This window comes from Sphingobacterium sp. UBA7038, assembly GCF_002494055.1.
GTDB lineage: Bacteria > Bacteroidota > Bacteroidia > Sphingobacteriales > Sphingobacteriaceae > Sphingobacterium > Sphingobacterium multivorum.
In genome coordinates this window covers 39,264-56,811 of the sequence record NZ_DLAV01000029.1, presented here as the reverse complement: position 1 = coordinate 56,811, position 17,548 = coordinate 39,264, and the positions used below count along the sequence as shown (strand labels likewise).

Below are 17,548 nucleotides of genomic sequence, written 5' to 3'. Positions count from 1 at the left end.
GGATTACAATTGGAAGGACAAAACAGACGAAAACAAAAAGGCTGGAAATTGTGGACAATTTCCAGCCTTTTTATTGAATAAATCTTAAAGTCAACTGTTGCAAAGAAGTACTAATGGGCTATCCCGCTCACACCACCGGACACAACCAATTTCATGGCATCTGTTGGCGACATATCTAATTTTTTCACCTTGTCTGCACTGATAATGACAACCTGTCCCGCAAAAGAATATGAATATGGAAAATACACCATAACCTCTTCTTCAAGCCCAATGCTTTTTAAATCATGTTGTGTTAAGAAACCTATCTTCTTCAGACCAAACTCATTCACCGTTACCAAGACAGGTTCATTAAATTTCTTTGCATCACCAACAAAGGCCTCTGTAAAATCTTTAATCGAAGAATATAATGTATTTAAAAGTGGAATCCGCTGGATCTGATGATTAATCCACACTTTAATTGGATCTGTAACAAAATTTGTAAAAATAAGCCCTGCCAAAACCAACACCAAAATAACGGTCAGAATACCTATTCCCGGAATATACAAGGGATGCCCTCTATCATCTTCCAAAAAATGTTCAGTTAGATTCAATGCCGAATCAACTGATGCAACAATCCAAACTATTAAAAAAATAGCACCAGCTAGAGGAACCACCACCAGGATACCTCTTATCAAATAATTAATAAAGCCTCTAATTAATTTGCTAAACATGAATTGAAAATCAAATATTATTCAAAAATGCAGAATATCCTTTATTATTCATAAAAATATACTCTTTTTACGCGTTGGGAAATACTGGTCAGCAGTTCATAAGGGATCGTTCCTATAGCCTTCGCTGCTGACTTTATATCAGGGTACACGATAACTTCATCTTCCTCTCCAACTTCCACATCCGTTACATCCAGCATACACATATCCATACAGATATCACCAATAGTAGAGACTAAAAAACCGTTAACCAACATTTTACCGACACCATTACCAAAACGCCTATCGTAACCGTCCGCATAACCAATTTTAATCGTGGCGATCTTACTATCTCTATACAGAACACCGTGCCTATTATAACCTACGGTCTCACTTGCCGGGAGGTATTTAATTTGCGTCACATTAGTTTTCAAGGTACTCGCCTCCCTAATGGGTAAATCATGCCGCTCAATATCGATACCATAGAGACCGATCCCCAATCGTACCATATCAAAATACGCATTCGGCCACAGTTCAATACCCGAGGTTGCTGCAATATGACGTAGAAAGGAATATCCTAGACCACTTTCTAGACGTTTCGTAAAGTCATCCAGCAGATCAATTTGTCGCTGTGTAAATTCCCGGTCCTTTTCATTTCCTGCAGACGCTAAATGGGAAAAGGCAGATTTAACCTCCAAAACCGCTTCCGTACGCAACACAGCTATTAAACGATTGACCTCGTCAGGCATAAAACCCAACCGATGCATGCCAGTATCTATCTTAATATGAATCGGAAAGGAAGTTATCTGTTTCGTTTTCAGAAAATTCAAGAAGGAAAACAATATTCTAAAGCTATAAATCTCCGGTTCAAGGTTGTACTGAACGATGGACTCAAAAGAACTTTCATCCGGACTCATTACCACAATAGGCAATGTGATTCCTGCACCGCGCAAATCCACCCCCTCATCCGCAAAAGCGACCGTCAGATAATCCACCCGATTAAATTGCAAAAGATTTGCTATCTCGAAACTTCCACTGCCGTAAGAGAAAGCTTTGACCATCGTCATCAGCTTAACATGCTTCGGTAACAACTGGCGGTATACATTTAGATTGTTTTCCAGTGCATTCAAATTGATTTCAAGCACTGTATCATGTGATTTTGCGACCAAAAGCTGACTGATACGTTCAAAATGAAACTCCCGTCCTCCTTTCAGTAATACCGTCGCATTTTCAAAAGAAAGCGACCTTATATCGGCCAAAAAAGCAGCAGTATCGCTATATGAAATGGAAGGCACATCAAATTGTGCAGCCAATTTAGGCAACACTTCACCTATCAATATCAATTTATCCAAACGATACTCACTAAGCAAACGTCTCAGCTTGGACAAGCTTTTTTCATCTTCGATAGTAACACCGGGAATATCCGATAATATCAACATCTTGAACGGATGCTGGCCCTGTTGATTTAAAAACTCCAGGGCTATTTGTAGTGCATCCAGATCATTACTATACGAGTCATCGATAATGGAGCTATTCTTTTTTCCTTTTTTTAACTCAAGACGCATCGCCACAGGCTGCAACTCTTTAATCCTCGATGCGATCACTTCATTTTCATAACCAAAACGTAGCATCACCGCTACACAATTTATGGCATTCTCAACATTTCCTTTATCCACAAACGGTACTTCAACAGCAAAGGTGCGCCCGGTATAATAGAAGGTTACCATAGTAAATCGGTCGTTGACCTGTTTGATGGAATACACCTCCAAAGAAAGCCCCTCATCAAGCCCCCAGGAAAATTTTCGTGGCCGATAAGGCAATTGAACATTTTCAAGGTAAGTATTCGGAAAAATCATGGTTTCAACATGTTTAAACAACTCGAGCTTTTCATAAATCTTTTCCTCCTTCGATTTAAAACCGGCTTTATGTGCCACACCAATGTTGGTCAATAGTCCTATGGTTGGTTTTATCATCTGCTCAAGGCGCTGCATTTCTCCTTTCTCTGAAATTCCTGCTTCGATCAGCGCAAGATTATACTGATCGGATAGTCCCCATAACGAAAGTGCCACACCGAGCTGAGAGTTATAACTCTTGGGACTTCTATAGATCTTATATTCAGGAGACATCAGCTGAAAAAGCCATTCTTTCACTATCGTTTTACCATTGCTACCAGTGATTCCAATGACCGGGTAATCGAATTTCTGCCGATGAAAAGTTGCCAGTTCCTGCATAGCGACCAAGCTATCCGCTACCCAAAGAATGTTAGCCTCCAAAAACTCCATTTCCTGTGCACTATCGATTTGAAGCACAAAATTACGAACTCCCTTATCATAAGCTTCTCTAATATAACGGTGGCCATCTCTATTCTTCTGAAGTGCAAAAAAAATCCCGTTGTCCGCTTGGACAATTTTACGGCTGTCGTAAAATAAATGCTGGACAAAAGAATTGGGATCCGTGATAAATGTGCGATTGGGATGTAAAATCTGGGCGATTTCCGATATTTTGTACATTCTCCTGATATTTTTTGATTGTGTCAAAACTGAACATTTTTTTAGTTATTTCATATTATTTTTGAAATTTTGACAATATGTTTGACGAGGAAAAAAGAAATAAGAAGATATTAACGCAGCATCAGGCACAGTTGAAAGCGGAAAGCTATTGCGTCTATCAAGAACGCGCACAGCAAGAAGTACGCGATAAGCTCTACAGCTGGGGACTACACGAAGTAGAAGTCGAAAATATTTTGGCCAATTTGATCGCCGATAATTTTTTAAATGAAGAACGCTTTGCTATTGCCTACTGTAACGGAAAGCTCCGCATGAAAGGCTGGGGCAAAGTAAAAATCAAGCAGGCACTCAAGGCAAAACGGGTATCCGAGCAATTGATAAAAATTGCATTTAAGCAAATCGATCTCGATGAATATGAACAAATCTTAAATCACATCATTGACAAAAAACTCCGTGAAATTAGTGGCAAGGACCGCTATGCAGTTAAAAACAAAGTTTATCAGTTTGCACTATCCCGCGGATTTGAGAGTGATTTAATTTTTTCTATACTGAATTCAAAGGAGTTATAAAAAACACAGAAAGAAAGTAAATAAATATTTTGCAATATTGAATTTTCGCTCTATATTTGCATCACCAAAAAGGAACGCAAGGTTCTTTTGAAAATTGAAATAAAATTCCAATGCGAAAATAGCTCAGCTGGTAGAGCACAACCTTGCCAAGGTTGGGGTCGCGAGTTCGAATCTCGTTTTTCGCTCACCTGCCTAGGTGGTGGAACTGGTAGACACGCAGGACTTAAAATCCTGTTCCCGTTAAGGGAGTGCGGGTTCGATTCCCGCCCTAGGTACAAGAAAGCTCATCTAACGATGGGCTTTTCTTGTTTATATGCGTCTGTAACCTAGAATAACCCTATCAAATCCACTCCCCCCTTCAATCTTTTATAAATTTGCTCGCGAAGCTCATCAGTCGATGGACATTTTTATTTTATCGCCATAAAAATAAGAGAAAGCCATAGGCCAAACTTAACAGTATAAGTTTCAACATGCCTATTTTATAGTTGAATAAAAGAAAAAGTGAAAATAGCACCCATACCAAAGCCATCGGCTCAATGGCATACCAAGAACTAACCCCACCTGGAAATAGAATTCCTAGCCCTAAATAACAGGCTAAATTAACGATTACACCAACGACCGATGCTGTTACTAAAGACAGCATAAATTGTATACATGCATTTTTTTGGGTCCGTTCGATCAGTGGTGCCCCAACAAAAATCAGGGCAAAGTTTGGCAAAAAGGTAAAATATGCTGTAGCGATCAAACCTAGTGCTGCCATAGAATAGGACTGATGGAAATGATTGAAGCCGGCCATGAAACCAACATAGGCCAAAACGACCACTAAAGGCCCCGGGGTTGTCTCTGCAAGCGCAAATCCATCTATCATCTGGCTCTTGGAAAGCCAAAACAATTTCTCTGTCACAAGGGCCGCAACATAGGGAATGACTGTATAAGAACCTCCAATCGTCAAATAAGCAGACTTTGTAAACAAAAAGGAAAGTGTCTTCCAAAATTCCGTATCGATAGTAAAAAACAGTAAAATGGACAGCGGAATCAACCATAGTAAGAAAAACAGCAGAACCTGAAGAGAAATACGACGGTAAGATATAGGGGGTAGTTTTTCGAGCGTATTGATATAATAAACTGATTCGAGCTGCTTATCTTCCTTTTCATGATGGGCATTTATTTTGGAAGTTTTTGACAAGATTGCATAGCATAGTACACCGAAAGCGATCACGCCCACAATAATCCAGGGCATTGGAACCCCAGCAAAATACGAGAGCAGAAAGGCAGCCAATGCGACCAAATAATGCCATATGCTGACAAGAGATTTCTGCCCCACTCGAAAGGTTGCAAATATAATGATCGCTAGAACGGCAGGTTTTAAAACCGAAAATAAAGCAATAAGCAATGCGGAGTTACCATAGTGCGCATATAGTGCACTGAGTCCAAATATAATGAGAAGTGAAGTAACAATAAAAAATAGTCCGGCCAACACACCTCCTTTTAAGCCATGCAGCTTCCATCCTAAATAGATGGTCAATTGATGCGCTTCAGGTCCCGGCAACAACATACAGGCATTGAGAGCCTGAAAAAACTTCCTGTGGCTTACCCATCTTTTCTTTTCGACCAAAAAATCGTGCATAATGGTCACATGGCCGGTTGTTCCACCAAAACTTATCCAACCTAACACAAACCAAAACCACATTGCTTCCCGAAAAATTGGCTTCTGTCTATGATCTTCTTCTTCTACATTCATCTTTTTCAACGCTACTTCCCCTAAGCTCAGATTTTATCGAAAACAATCCCACAAAACAGTCCTCATTCGATGTCTCCTATTTAAAATACCTTGTTTCGGGAGAAAAGACACCGCGGTTTAAAACCGCGATATAACCACATAAAAAAAGCGGGATATCTTAAATATCACGCTTTTTTTATATTAAGAATTGGTCTGATAAACTATTTTTTATCTAAAATAGTAACTTCCACTCTTCTATTTTTTTGACGTCCTTCCGGAGTTTTATTATCGCCAACTGGATTTGACTGACCGAAACCTTTTGCCGTGATGCGTGATTCAGCAACACCTGAATCTACTAAGAACTTCTTAACAGACGCTGCTCTTTTATCGGAAAGCCACTGATTATACTCAACAGTACCCGTAGCATCCGTATACCCATCAACTTTGATCTTATTATTACTTTCTTTCAAGATCAACGCCAATTTACTAACTTCAGTTTTTGCCTTCTCAGATAGGTAAGAAGAGTTTGTTGGAAACAATAAATCAGACGATATACTAAACTTAATCCCCTCATCAGTTCTTTTCGCATCATTAAAATCCTTCTTCACATTTTTCAAACCATCATCAGTTCCATCTTTTGTTACAACAGCACCTGGATTGACTACAATAGCTTGTTGTTTACAGGAAAATAACGATAAACTTGCACATAAGGTTAAAATCCCCAAATTAATTTTTCTAAGCATGTCGTTCTAACGTATTTAATATCGATTTAAGCAAGTAAATATAGCGAAAAAAGTCCAATATGACATCCCTTCTTCGCCATATCTAACGTAACAAATCTATTTCTTGGTATATACTTTTTCTAAAGTCTTTTTTACCTCAGGAATATTCTCATACAATTTCCAGATCATGCCTGAATTTGCATTCTCGATCATTACGGCAATCGTTGCCTGATTCCTCGCACGATAGCTTTCAGAAACATCGTTGTTTTTAATATCAATCCAGCTTCTGAAACCATATTGGGTAAACAACACATCGGCGTATTCTTCGTAAAACTTACGTAATGCTTTTAGACCGATCTCCTTTTCAAAGGGGTAAGCTGCAATAGATATCGCAGGATTCACCAAATACCCCTGATAGGTATCCTCCACATTTTCCACGCCCCAAATATCTGTAAATCGTGTCCCTATGCTCATCTCATTATCTCTCCGTTTATAGGCCAGAATATAATTCGACAAATATTTCTTGTAATCGACAAAATCATCCACTTTTCCTTTTGGATCCATAATCAAAAAGGGACGATAAACAGACATCAATGATTCATTTAAACTGCCGCCGGCAATATTCTTGGCAAAAATAACTTTGTCGTCGGAGTAGATCGAAACTCCGGTATTTCCGTCGTCGCCAATTAAAGGGTTTGCACTTATTGAACGCGCTAAAGAATCATTTAATTTCATTTTGAGTTCAGGAGCCAAATCATTGGTGTCATCCCCAAAATACAATTCGTGACCTTTATGTTTGGTTGCAAATCCATTGATATAAGCTGAAATAGCTAAAGGATGGGTAGGTGAAGACATCGCCAGCAAGTAGGTCCCCAGACTCTCGTTAAATCCCCCCAAAGGCCTCGATCTAGCTGTACTGTCTACTGGAGACCACTTATTCCAAAGTACATCAGGATGCTGTGCATCCGTAAAATAGTTCCAGTTTATGCGCTCCCAGAGCTTCGTAATAGTATTCCTCAAGGCCTGTTCCTCAGGATCGTCTTTAGAAAAATATTGTCGGGCGATCAAAAGCGATTCTATAATATGGGAGGTACCGCGCAAATCGTACGTTGGAATTGAATCGCGATAATAAGGTACCCCTGAACGGCCATCGTAAAGCGCTGTAAAGACCCCTTGATGTTGTTGTGCACTGCTCAAAAATTTCACAATCCGTGTTAACCTGACTAAAAGAGCTTGCCGCGAGATCAAGTTGTTCTCTCCTGCCACAAGCAAACCCAAGATCGCATAGCCAGTTTCATTTGTAGATACAATAGCTTGTCTATTACCTCGGTCAGGCAGAAACATACCACTATTCACATCATAGTTGTCTATAAAATAATTCACATGAGCATTCCGGATAAAATTTAACATTTCCTTATCCGTCCCCTTTTTTGTCTGCACCTCCCTAACCTCAGAAAATGGAGATTCAACATAATTATAGTCTACCCAGGCGATTTTGTAATAATAAGATTTGTTATATTCATTCACCCTATCCAGCGACTTCTGTACATAGATGGGTAGAATTGCTATCGGCTGAAAATTGAGTTTATCTTCCGAACGGTAGATTTTCACATAGCGAATACTTGGTGTCAACGGTAATTGCCAAACTAGCTCGACTTGTTTATCTACGGAACTGATCTTAGATAAGATAGCTGCTGATGAAAGTCTTACCTTTGGATAGTTTTTGGGCAAAAACTCAATTTGATCGATAAATAATTGATTTGTCTGCAGCGCAGTTCCATTCTGTTCCAGAATTAAAGCCGAAACAGACTTCCCTAATGCAATTCCTCCAAATTTATTGACTGGAATGGACACATTAAGCCAAGTATCATAAGCAAAATCATCGATATAATTTGCGATATCCACAGCGTTCGTCTTTGTATCATGCTGCTGTAAGGTAACTTTTGGCAATTGTCCCTTTTCAGTATTGCTTTGAATAAAAAGCTTAAAAGTTAGATGATCATCCTTGGCAATTAAATAGGGAAATTTCTGTTTGTCGTTTAAAATGCTTGCCTCCCACTTACCATTCGGAGAAGAAACGTACCGCAAAGAAAGCGAATTGCCTGGCGTAAAAAACAAACTATCGGAAACCGGAAGGCTATAGCTCACATTTTGGATCCATGATTCACCAGTATAGTGCGCGATACTCTTCGCATAACTCCCGTTGATAACACTATTGTCAAATAAAACCTCAGGATAACTTTCTGATCGAACAAGTGTGGGTAAGATCAGTAACAAAAGAAAGTAAAAATATTTTTTCAGCATAAGTCAACATTTTTCACAGGCCTACAATCAAAAACTAAGCCACCAGTACGATTATAACGCAAATGTAACAAAGGAATTCCAATGATATTATCCTCCCTAATTTTAATTTCAGAAAAAATGCGCTAAATTAGCCCTCTGAATATTTTCATAAAATAGATATATGAAAACCACGTTTGATTTTGAAAAGCCAATTGCAGACTTGCAATTGCAAATTGAAAAGGTAACTCAAGTTGCCGAAAAAACTCAAGTTGACATGAGCGCAACCGTTCGTGAGCTTGAAGAAAAGCTTGCTTCTACTGAAAAAGAAATATACGGCAATTTAACAGGCTGGCAGAACGTTCAAATGTCACGCCATCCGGATCGCCCTCAGACTTATGATTATATAGAAGCTATTTGCGACGAATTTATCGAGCTGCATGGTGACAGAACCGTTAAGGATGATAAAGCGATCGTCGGTGGTATGGCTTCTATTGATGGTAATGCTGTTATGATCATCGGTCATCAAAAAGGTAAAAACACCAAAGAGCGTCAATACCATAATTTTGGGATGGCCAATCCGGAAGGCTACCGAAAGGCATTACGTTTAATGAAAATGGCGGAAAAGTTCAATAAGCCTGTGATCACTTTAATTGATACGATGGGTGCTTATCCAGGACTTGAAGCTGAGGAACGCGGACAGGGTGAAGCGATTGCACGTAACCTTATGGAAATGGCTGTCTTGAAAGTTCCGATCATTTGCGTTGTTATTGGTGAAGGAGCTTCAGGTGGAGCTTTGGGTATCGGTGTTGGAAACAGAGTTTACATGATGGAACATACCTGGTATTCGGTCATATCACCTGAATCTTGTTCTTCTATCCTATGGAGAAGCTGGGATCACAAAGAAAAGGCCGCTGAGGCATTAAAATTGACTTCAGAAGACATGTTGGGCAACGGATTGATTGATGGTATTATCCCTGAACCGCTAGGTGGTGCTCACCAAGATCCTGCAGCAGCTGCGGCTAATCTAAAAAGCCAGTTATTGAAAGATCTTGCAGAATTGACGGCTAAAGATAGCGATACATTAGTCACTGAAAGAATTGATAAGTTTAGCAAAATGGGTGTGGTCACTGAATAATGTTATCCATACAACCCTACAGCATAAAAAAAGTCAGCAATTAGCTGACTTTTTTTATGACCATTCTAACCTAAAAATACCCTTCCTTGTTCCAGAAAACAGCTTCAATACTGACCCAGCCAACCCGCAAGTGTTTTAAAAGGCTTTTTAACTAAAAAATAATTCAGTAATTTTTAAACAGTTACAATTTTTATCAATAAAAAAGACAAAAACATTTTGCACAAATAACTTATTTTTCTACCTTTGCATCACTTTCAAAAACAGAAAGGATTCCGTAGCTCAGCTGGTAGAGCAATACACTTTTAATGTATGGGTCCTGGGTTCGAATCCCAGCGGGATCACAACAAAAAAGCTAATCGCAAGATTAGCTTTTTTGTTTTAGCAGTAGTTGAACCCGATAAGCTAGGTGCTATGATTAAACTTGGTTATTTGATCGCTATGCCGTTGATCACCTTTCCCACAATGGCCTCATAATCGTTATCAAAGTGGTGCCCTCCAGGCAAGATTTCTACCGGTGCTCCTACATTTCTAAACTTTGCTACAATCTCGCTATCCTCCCCGAAACCAAAAATGCACAGTTTGCGCAGACTTACCTTCTTCAGCTCAGCTACTACATCATAAGGTTCGCTCCGATCACCTAAACTTAGCATATCCGCCACATGGATCTCAAAATCGGCTCGATCATCTGGTGATAACAAGACCAATCCAGTGGTCGCTTTTCTCAACTTCTCGGGCAGACGGTTAGCGATAAATGGTATCACACAAGCCCCAAAAGAATAACCCATGATCGAAAAAGTGGTATTGGGCTCCCTTTCCTGAAAATAAGCCAAAATCTCGGACACTTCCTTTGTCGTCTGTTCTGGTGTCTTTGCATTCCAAAAATATTTCTGTGCATCCAAGCCAATCACTTTGAAACCCTTTGTCGCAAAAGTACTGGCCAACTCCCTGTCGAAACTGGTCCAACCACCATCGCCAGAAATCATAAACATCAATTCCCTGGTCGGTTTCTTGGGTTCCAGTATCTCAATGGGCATATCAGTTTTGAGTATACCCCCATTTTGGGTAGGTTGGCCGGCCACCTGCAACTTTTGAAAAGCCATCCGGAACTGAGGCAGCCAATTATCGGCAATGGAGAAACCATGTCCTACTCTGGGCAGGCTGACTAATTGGACATTTTCTATCCCTTTAAGGAAATCTGCCGTAGCGTTAAAGGGACAGGTCTGATCTTTTACACCATTAAGTACCCAAAACGGAGCGGCCAATTTTTCGCTACGATCCAGATAATAACTTTTTCCAGGTTTTAAGACATGGGAAGATAATCCACTGCCCTTACAGAGTGGTTTGGCAATAGTGATATCTGGACAGAAGCCTAAGGCAATCCCACCACGAAAAGTCCCAGCAGGAGCCTGGGCAATCAAGCCATAAACCAGCGTTGCCCCATAGGAATAGCCTACCAATATGGGTTTCTGATAGCTTTCAAACTTATATTTCTTTTGAAGGGCCATACTGAGCTGCTCGAAATCTGCGGCAGGATAATAACAGTCCTTTTTTGAACGTGCCATTGAAGTAGCATAGTGCTTGGCATCGATCCCCGCAACGAGCGCCCCCTGTGCAGCTAGAAATTTGGCCATATTGATTACCCCAAACTGCCACCCCCCATCTCCAGAAACAAATAACACCAAGGCATTGGGTTTACCCTTCGGGGCGTACATACTCAGCTTTCCAAAACTTCCATAAGAGAACGTCTGTTGGGCAATGGCACATTGCGAAAACAAAATGATAAGGAAGTATAAAATAAGAGATGATCTTTTAGTGGTTTGATCCATGGCAATCCTTCGATAGCGGTTAATATTTAATAATGTAATTTAATAAAATGCGAATGGATTATGAAAGATATTTCTACAGTATTTTACCTTAAGAGCCATCTGCGTATCAGATAGCGCTCGCTTAGACCATGCAGGCTATCAGATTAAAGCGGCAATGGATCACAATAAATTAGATTAGAGCTGCTGCAAGGCTTGTTTCACCATGTCTCTATTGGGCTTAGAAATGGGTATTTTTTCACCAGACATTAAGAGTAAAATACCACCGTCCTCTTTTAACCAGCTTTTCACGTATTTTGGATTTACCAGATGGCTTTGATGTGTTCTTACAAATCCACTGGGATGCAGTAGATCCGCATACTCTTTAAGTGATTTAGAAACCAAAATTTTTTCACCATTCGCTAGAATAAAGTGCGTGTACGTATTATCTGCTTCACAACGTATAATTTCGGATAAAATAACATACCTTATTTCGCTTTGCATCTGTAGGGCAATCTTGCCTATGTTCGTTTCTGCTTTTTTTAGTTGCTGCAGTAAAAATTCGAGCTGTGAATTTTGTTTCTGCGTAGCTAGTTTATATTCCACTTTTTTTACCGAATCCTTTAATTCCTCAATATCTATGGGTTTTAAAAGATAATCTAATGCCGCAAATTTTACAGCTTGTATTCCATATTGGTCATAAGCGGTAACAAAAACAACTTCGAAATCACGCCATGGAAGCTGCCTTAACACATCAAAACCTGTCTTCTCGCCCATTTGAATATCGAGAAACACGAGATTAGGCAAATACTTTCCAATAACATCAACAGCATCTCCCACGCTTTGCGCTATCGCAACTACAGTTACCTGGGGACAGTGCTTTTCTAGTAAAGCCTGTAGGTTTTCTAAATTGGAAATTTCGTCGTCTATTAAAACTGCTCTTATCATATTATAGCCAATCCGTTAATGTTAAACATATTTTAGTACCATTAGTGGTTGATTCTATAACTAAGATAAAACGATTTTCTTTATAAACTTTATTTAAAAGTGCGAGTCTACTGTCACTTAACTGAAGACCTAAACCATTGTGCTTCTTCCCCTTGTCAAATCCATTTCCATTATCGGCAACGGTTAAGACCAAGTTATCTGCTTGCTTTATAAATTCAATCATAATTTTGCCAGCAGTAGTTCTTTGCGCCATCCCATGTTTGACCGCATTTTCTACAAAGGGCTGCAGTAACATGCTTGGTATTTCTATGTTTGTCAAATCTAAGTTTCCAGAATGATTGATGGTGTACTGAAAGCCAAATCGCAATTGCTCCATTTGTAGGTAATCATCCAATAGGGATTTTTCTTGCGATAAACTAATCCGCTCGTTATCCTTAAGCACGCTACGCGTTAAGCGAGCAAATTTGGAAAGGTATTTATTCGCACTGTCTATTTCATTCTTGTTGATCAGATTTTGGATACCAGAAAGTGCATTAAACAAAAAATGAGGATTTAATTGGGAACGAATGGAGTTAAGTTGTAGCTTTATCATACTTCCTTCCTGGTCTTTTTCTATCAGCTTTTTTTTGTTTCTTTTTTTGGTGAGATAAAGGATAACAAGAAACACTGATCCAATGGAAAATGTTACAATAGCCGCATAAGTAAAGAGCTATAATTTGGTGTAGCTTTCTTCATCTATAGTGATAGAAAGCGTATGCCGGGTCATATATTTTTCTATTTCTCCCGATGAAATATTGGAATCAGCGTATTTATCCCATTTGATCAATGGCTGAATGATAATTTCATAATCTCCCGATTTTTTGAAAATGCTTTTATCAATCTTTACATAAGGTGACAGTTTATATGCTTCATCAAGGTAGCCCCCGTATTGCCAAGCTGTTGATTCGAAGATTATCTTATTTGTTTGTTTATCTTTTATGGAGGTATAGTAGAGATAATCGATATCCGATCTGTCTTTTACTATCGTTAATTCATCGTCTTTGTTGGTAAAAGTAATGCTTGTTCTATCTTTCGGGTCAGTTACATAGCTGTAATCAACACCATTTTTAGTAGCGAAGCGTTTCGCAAAAGTTTTAATTTTCGCTTTCGGAATAGGTCTCCCGTAAAACACATTTTTGTAAACCTCTTGCGGTCTTTGGATGTCATAGGTGAGTATTGTAATGGTTTTATCTTTTATAGCGAAGGTACCCAACGTGGCGGAACGTCGTACTTCCTCCTCCCCCCGATCGACATTTTTCAGCTGTGCAGTATCGATCAACTTGTTTACCGCTATAGGTTTGTTATCCGCTAAGATTGTATACCGATAATCCTGTACACGTTCTGTCTTTCTAAAATAGATTTGGATACCTATGTTTTTAATTCCTTTTAAATAATTAAAGGCGGTCTGCGGTTGATTTGGAAATATATTTTCATAATAAACATTTCTGGCTCCACTATCAACAAACATGGCTAATCTTCCACCAGCAGGGTAAGAGTGATAAAAGTTAATGCTATTTTGTGCATTTGCTGCGGATAGCATAATAACGAAGTGTAGAAATGCAAGGATGATCTTTTTCATTTTGTCTCGTTTAATTTTCATCAAACTTGTCACAATGATAGCAAAACTAAAACCATAAAATAGCAAAGGCAGTATTTGAATTAGTAAAAGTATTGTTTTTCACAGTATTTGAAAGTTGTATTTAATCCTAAAATCAGACGCAGCATTAGTCCATAGCGAGTGAGAATTTATATCGTGTTTTAAAAGTTTCGAATTTCGTACTAGTCGACACAAAAAAAGCTAATCGCAAGATTAGCTTTTTTTGTTATTAACCCCAGATGGATTTAAACAAAGGATCGACGAATGCTCAACAATACAAATTATTCCGGAAGCAATATGACTTCCAAAAATTTCACCATTTCTGCTCCCGCTATAGTATGGGCACGTAATTCAATCGCTTGCTTGCCCTTTGGCAATGTCACCGTACCCAATTCAAGCTGATGTTCACGCAAACCAACGGAAGAAGACGGATCTATCGTAAAATCAATATTCTTCCCCCCTAAATTCAAGCCCAGCTTACCTCCTGTATCTACAACATCTTTCACATACCGTATAGCCACCTTGAAGCGTCCGCCATTTAACACATGGGTATCCCATCTTAACCCTTGACTTAACCTAGTCCAACCCGTCACATAATAGCGATTCTTTTTACCGTCCCCAAACTTCATCGGATTCCCGATCTGTTTTGCATAAAAAGTCAGTAGCCGATTTTTATTGACATTATGATCCACATACATTAAAGTAGGATTTATTGGATTAGCTATGCTATCCTTCAATTGCACCACTACGACCAGGTCATCATCCTCAGAAGCAATTTGATCTATAGGAATATGCAGTCCATCTTTGTCGGACCTATATTTTCCGATAGTTTCTCCCGACAATAACGAAACCGAATTAACCTGAGCAATCAATCCGCCGACAATCAGATCATTCCGTTGAGGGCGCTCAAACACGTGTAAATACAGGGTATTTTTACGCTGAGTAATGACTCCCCAAGGCTGACGAGGCAAGCGAGATGGTGCAACATCAATGACACTTTCACTATTCCCCCGCATCCACCGACCTAATCCCTTTAAAATAGCGACATCAGCGCTGTCGATGCTTCCGTCGCCCTTGGGTCCAATATTCATTAGAATATTCCCACCCATGGCCTTAGCCTTCGCCAAGAGTTTGATAAAATGCGCTGTCGGTTTATGGCTCTTATCAGTCGACGAATAACCATAGGATTCATTGGTAGTTGGTATTGCCTCCCAATTAGCGCCAGAAGCAACTGGATAATATTCCTCAGGTCGATCTGCCGTATTCAGGTAATCGCCGTAATTCTTTTCCTCGGTACGTGCCAATCGACCATTGACAATAATATTCGGATCAGCTGTTCGAATAGCCTTTAAAATTCGCAGGTTTTCAGACAGCGGCAACTTATGCGGTGTATCAAACCATAACAAATCCGGATGATAGCGCTGAATAAGTTCCTCAATCTGAGGAATCGCCTTTTGATCTACGTAATGCCGAGCCTTTGTCAACCATTCAGGATGTTTGTCAAACCAATTTGTGCCACCCAACAATTTATCCCCGCCGGGATTACGGTAATCCCAGTCATTACCGGGAGCATCCGGATGCTCCCAGTCAAAAGCATGCGAATAATAGAAGCCAAACAAGAGTCCATGTCTATGGCAGGCAGCTGCTAATTCCGCCAACGGGTCCCTTTTAAATGTAGTGCTTGACAATGAGTAGTCACTTGAAAATGCAGAAGGATACATCGCAAAGCCATCATGGTGCTTAGCCGTAATAATAAAATATTTCATCCCTGCATTTTTTGCCAACAATACCCATTCCTCCGCATTAAACTTTAGCGGATTAAATCGACGTGCTGAATCAAGATACTCACTACGTGGGATTTTCATCACACGCATCAGATGCTCCGCATAGCCCCCGCCCGCCTTCCCTTTCCAAATATTTCCATATTGGGAATAAACGCCCCAATGAACAAACATACCAAACGAGGCTGCCTTCCATTTCTCCAAGCGTTGTTCACGAGTTAATGCGGCACGTTTCCACCAACCGGTTTCTGCTTCAACAATCGCATTTTTATCACGTGTTGTCGCATCATTAAACATATTTGGAGCCTCATTGCCTTCATTTACATTTTTAGTCTGTGCGCTCGAAAAAAAAACGCCCGAAGAAACCATAAAAAGAAAAAAACACTTGATTTTAAACATAACGTTGGTTTTATGAAGACGGCAAATACCACCTGAAAGATTTCAGACGGATACCTTTTCTAAATTTATTGGATTATCGTTCCTTGCGACCTAATGGAAGGAATGCAGGATCAATTTTAACTATAGTCAAAAATACGCTAAAACTACATTTTACAAGTGTACAATTCGTTCCTTTTAGGGGAAATATTGATCCGGGTCCCCAAAATGAAAACCTATTCTTCAATAAGGTGTTTATATAGTCTATACATCTTAAAATAAATAAACGGTGATTTGGACAATAGATTGGTCCATGGTCACGAAAAGATCTTTTTCAATATTTTTAATGTAATCAGATACAAGCTATCTGTATTTATTGAATATTTGTCTAAAACTTTAAATTAATATGGAAAAACTAACCGCCAAAGCCAGTATCCAAATTCAGAAACCGATCAACGAAGTTTTTGAGGCTATTGTAGATCCCAATAAAATGAATCATTATTTTATAAAATCTTCGACTGGACGTCTAGAGACAGATAAAACGGTAGAATGGACATTTCCAGAATTTCCCGACAGTTTTCCCGTGACAGGAAAAACCATCAGGCCCAATTCATATATCTCTTTTGACTGGAGCGGGGGACTTCCCAATCAACTGGTAGAAATCGCACTATCCACATTCGGAGAAAACGCGACCGTCATAAAGATTACAGAACACGAGATGAACAACGATGCAGATGGAATTTTAATGATGATGCGACAAACAGAAGGTTGGGCCAACTTTTTAGCTTGCATGAAAGCTTATCTAGAATATGGTATCAATCTGAGAACTGGGGCTTTCGATTTTATGTTCCAAAAATAGTTCTCTCTAAAAATAGCCACTCATCGAATTACTTCAAATACACTATATTCAATTGAGGTTATCCGAATATCCGTCAAAAGACATCAACTATACATGGCAAAAAATAAAACGGCATATACCGAAGCATCTGTCCAAGACTTTATAAAAACAGTTGACGACCCACAAAAACAAATCGATAGTGCAACACTGATACAATTAATGGAAACCACAACGGGTGAGCCGGCTAGAATGTACGGACCAACGATCATCGGATTTGGAAACTATCATTATACCTATCTAAGTGGGCACGAAGGCTATGCTCCTTTGATCGCATTTAGCCCCCGAAAATCAGCAATCTCCCTTTATGTATTTACCGGTGCCGATGAACATCGACATTTAGTCGATCGGCTCGGGAAATTTAAAATAGGCAAAGCCTGCATATACATCAAGAAATTAAGCGACATCAACATAGAAATACTCCATCAGCTTATGTCCGAAACGATACAGTTTATTGAAAATAAGTATACGAGAATCAAAGAATAGCAC

The 17,548-nt window shown here is 39.4% G+C and carries 14 protein-coding genes and 3 tRNA genes; 7 read left to right on the top strand and 10 right to left on the bottom strand.

Going from position 1 to position 17,548, the window contains the following annotated elements:
* Nucleotides 1–110: 110 nt before the first annotated feature.
* On the bottom strand, nucleotides 111–710 hold the full coding sequence (locus B3H30_RS18900; protein WP_046671757.1) for a DUF502 domain-containing protein: 600 nt from the start codon (nucleotides 708–710) through the stop codon (nucleotides 111–113).
* A gap of 44 nt (nucleotides 711–754) precedes the next feature.
* Complete coding sequence (locus B3H30_RS18895; RefSeq protein ID WP_070566187.1) at nucleotides 755–3,196, bottom strand: bifunctional UDP-N-acetylmuramoyl-tripeptide:D-alanyl-D-alanine ligase/alanine racemase; 2,442 nt, start codon at nucleotides 3,194–3,196, stop codon at nucleotides 755–757.
* 77 nt (nucleotides 3,197–3,273) lie between these two features.
* Here B3H30_RS18895 and B3H30_RS18890 point away from each other — a divergent pair, with 77 nt between their 5' ends.
* The 3 genes from B3H30_RS18890 to B3H30_RS18880 all read left to right on the top strand — a co-directional run bounded on the left by B3H30_RS18890 (nucleotide 3,274) and on the right by B3H30_RS18880 (nucleotide 4,037).
* The gene (locus B3H30_RS18890; RefSeq protein WP_286753194.1) at nucleotides 3,274–3,762 is read left to right on the top strand and encodes a regulatory protein RecX; all 489 of its coding nucleotides are present in this window, start codon (nucleotides 3,274–3,276) and stop codon (nucleotides 3,760–3,762) included.
* 112 nt (nucleotides 3,763–3,874) lie between these two features.
* Nucleotides 3,875–3,947, top strand: a tRNA-Gly gene (locus tag B3H30_RS18885).
* Between the two features lie 5 nt (nucleotides 3,948–3,952).
* A tRNA-Leu gene (locus tag B3H30_RS18880) sits at nucleotides 3,953–4,037 on the top strand.
* Nucleotides 4,038–4,174: 137 nt separating this feature from the next.
* Here the strand turns inward: B3H30_RS18880 and chrA are convergent.
* The 3 genes from chrA to B3H30_RS18865 form a co-directional block, all read right to left on the bottom strand.
* A complete protein-coding gene (chrA, locus tag B3H30_RS18875) occupies nucleotides 4,175–5,503 on the bottom strand; it encodes a chromate efflux transporter (protein ID WP_286834782.1) in 1,329 nt (442 codons plus the stop codon).
* Nucleotides 5,504–5,703: 200 nt separating this feature from the next.
* Nucleotides 5,704–6,225 carry an OmpA family protein gene (locus B3H30_RS18870; protein ID WP_046671760.1) on the bottom strand — a complete coding sequence of 174 codons (522 nt, stop codon included), beginning with the start codon at nucleotides 6,223–6,225 and terminating at the stop codon, nucleotides 5,704–5,706.
* A gap of 96 nt (nucleotides 6,226–6,321) precedes the next feature.
* Nucleotides 6,322–8,508 (bottom strand): glucoamylase family protein, encoded by a 2,187-nt coding sequence (locus tag B3H30_RS18865; RefSeq protein WP_286834781.1) that lies wholly within the window; start codon nucleotides 8,506–8,508, stop codon nucleotides 6,322–6,324.
* Between the two features lie 160 nt (nucleotides 8,509–8,668).
* On the opposite strand from B3H30_RS18865, the gene B3H30_RS18860 reads away from it, so the two are divergent.
* On the top strand, nucleotides 8,669–9,622 hold the full coding sequence (locus tag B3H30_RS18860; RefSeq protein ID WP_046671762.1) for an acetyl-CoA carboxylase carboxyltransferase subunit alpha: 954 nt from the start codon (nucleotides 8,669–8,671) through the stop codon (nucleotides 9,620–9,622).
* Between the two features lie 268 nt (nucleotides 9,623–9,890).
* Nucleotides 9,891–9,963 (top strand) — tRNA-Lys (locus B3H30_RS18855).
* Nucleotides 9,964–10,047: 84 nt separating this feature from the next.
* Here the strand turns inward: B3H30_RS18855 and B3H30_RS18850 are convergent.
* From B3H30_RS18850 to B3H30_RS18830, 5 genes are all read right to left on the bottom strand, one after another.
* Nucleotides 10,048–11,448 carry an AcvB/VirJ family lysyl-phosphatidylglycerol hydrolase gene (locus tag B3H30_RS18850; protein WP_286834780.1) on the bottom strand — a complete coding sequence of 467 codons (1,401 nt, stop codon included), beginning with the start codon at nucleotides 11,446–11,448 and terminating at the stop codon, nucleotides 10,048–10,050.
* Nucleotides 11,449–11,622: 174 nt separating this feature from the next.
* A complete protein-coding gene (locus tag B3H30_RS18845; protein ID WP_286834779.1) occupies nucleotides 11,623–12,372 on the bottom strand; it encodes a LytR/AlgR family response regulator transcription factor in 750 nt (249 codons plus the stop codon).
* Nucleotide 12,373: 1 nt separating this feature from the next.
* Nucleotides 12,374–12,964 carry a sensor histidine kinase gene (locus B3H30_RS18840; RefSeq protein ID WP_286834778.1) on the bottom strand — a complete coding sequence of 197 codons (591 nt, stop codon included), beginning with the start codon at nucleotides 12,962–12,964 and terminating at the stop codon, nucleotides 12,374–12,376.
* Nucleotides 12,965–13,081: 117 nt separating this feature from the next.
* Nucleotides 13,082–13,990, bottom strand: coding sequence for a hypothetical protein (locus tag B3H30_RS18835; protein WP_286834777.1), 909 nt, complete (start codon nucleotides 13,988–13,990; stop codon nucleotides 13,082–13,084).
* Between the two features lie 299 nt (nucleotides 13,991–14,289).
* The gene (locus B3H30_RS18830) at nucleotides 14,290–16,188 is read right to left on the bottom strand and encodes an alpha-L-fucosidase (protein ID WP_286834776.1); all 1,899 of its coding nucleotides are present in this window, start codon (nucleotides 16,186–16,188) and stop codon (nucleotides 14,290–14,292) included.
* Between the two features lie 382 nt (nucleotides 16,189–16,570).
* On the opposite strand from B3H30_RS18830, the gene B3H30_RS18825 reads away from it, so the two are divergent.
* Together B3H30_RS18825 and B3H30_RS18820 are read left to right on the top strand one after the other, a co-directional pair.
* Nucleotides 16,571–17,023, top strand: a complete 453-nt coding sequence (locus tag B3H30_RS18825; RefSeq protein ID WP_286770963.1) for an SRPBCC domain-containing protein — start codon at nucleotides 16,571–16,573, stop codon at nucleotides 17,021–17,023.
* A 93-nt stretch (nucleotides 17,024–17,116) separates the two neighbouring features.
* Complete coding sequence (locus tag B3H30_RS18820; protein WP_286834775.1) at nucleotides 17,117–17,545, top strand: DUF1801 domain-containing protein; 429 nt, start codon at nucleotides 17,117–17,119, stop codon at nucleotides 17,543–17,545.
* Nucleotides 17,546–17,548 lie beyond the last annotated feature (3 nt).

Excerpts from the sequence above, each read along its gene's own strand:
- B3H30_RS18835 (WP_286834777.1), bottom strand. The coding sequence starts at position 13,990 with ATGAAAAAGATCATCCTTGCATTTCTACACTTCGTTATTATGCTATCC.
- B3H30_RS18865 (WP_286834781.1), bottom strand. The coding sequence starts at position 8,508 with ATGCTGAAAAAATATTTTTACTTTCTTTTGTTACTGATCTTACCCACA.
- chrA (WP_286834782.1), bottom strand. The coding sequence starts at position 5,503 with ATGAATGTAGAAGAAGAAGATCATAGACAGAAGCCAATTTTTCGGGAA.
- B3H30_RS18845 (WP_286834779.1), bottom strand. The coding sequence starts at position 12,372 with ATGATAAGAGCAGTTTTAATAGACGACGAAATTTCCAATTTAGAAAAC.
- B3H30_RS18850 (WP_286834780.1), bottom strand. The coding sequence starts at position 11,448 with ATGGATCAAACCACTAAAAGATCATCTCTTATTTTATACTTCCTTATC.
- B3H30_RS18895 (WP_070566187.1), bottom strand. The coding sequence starts at position 3,196 with ATGTACAAAATATCGGAAATCGCCCAGATTTTACATCCCAATCGCACA.
- B3H30_RS18890 (WP_286753194.1), top strand. The coding sequence starts at position 3,274 with ATGTTTGACGAGGAAAAAAGAAATAAGAAGATATTAACGCAGCATCAG.
- B3H30_RS18830 (WP_286834776.1), bottom strand. The coding sequence starts at position 16,188 with ATGTTTAAAATCAAGTGTTTTTTTCTTTTTATGGTTTCTTCGGGCGTT.
- B3H30_RS18840 (WP_286834778.1), bottom strand. The coding sequence starts at position 12,964 with ATGATAAAGCTACAACTTAACTCCATTCGTTCCCAATTAAATCCTCAT.
- B3H30_RS18820 (WP_286834775.1), top strand. The coding sequence starts at position 17,117 with ATGGCAAAAAATAAAACGGCATATACCGAAGCATCTGTCCAAGACTTT.
- B3H30_RS18870 (WP_046671760.1), bottom strand. The coding sequence starts at position 6,225 with ATGCTTAGAAAAATTAATTTGGGGATTTTAACCTTATGTGCAAGTTTA.
- B3H30_RS18900 (WP_046671757.1), bottom strand. The coding sequence starts at position 710 with ATGTTTAGCAAATTAATTAGAGGCTTTATTAATTATTTGATAAGAGGT.
- B3H30_RS18860 (WP_046671762.1), top strand. The coding sequence starts at position 8,669 with ATGAAAACCACGTTTGATTTTGAAAAGCCAATTGCAGACTTGCAATTG.
- B3H30_RS18825 (WP_286770963.1), top strand. The coding sequence starts at position 16,571 with ATGGAAAAACTAACCGCCAAAGCCAGTATCCAAATTCAGAAACCGATC.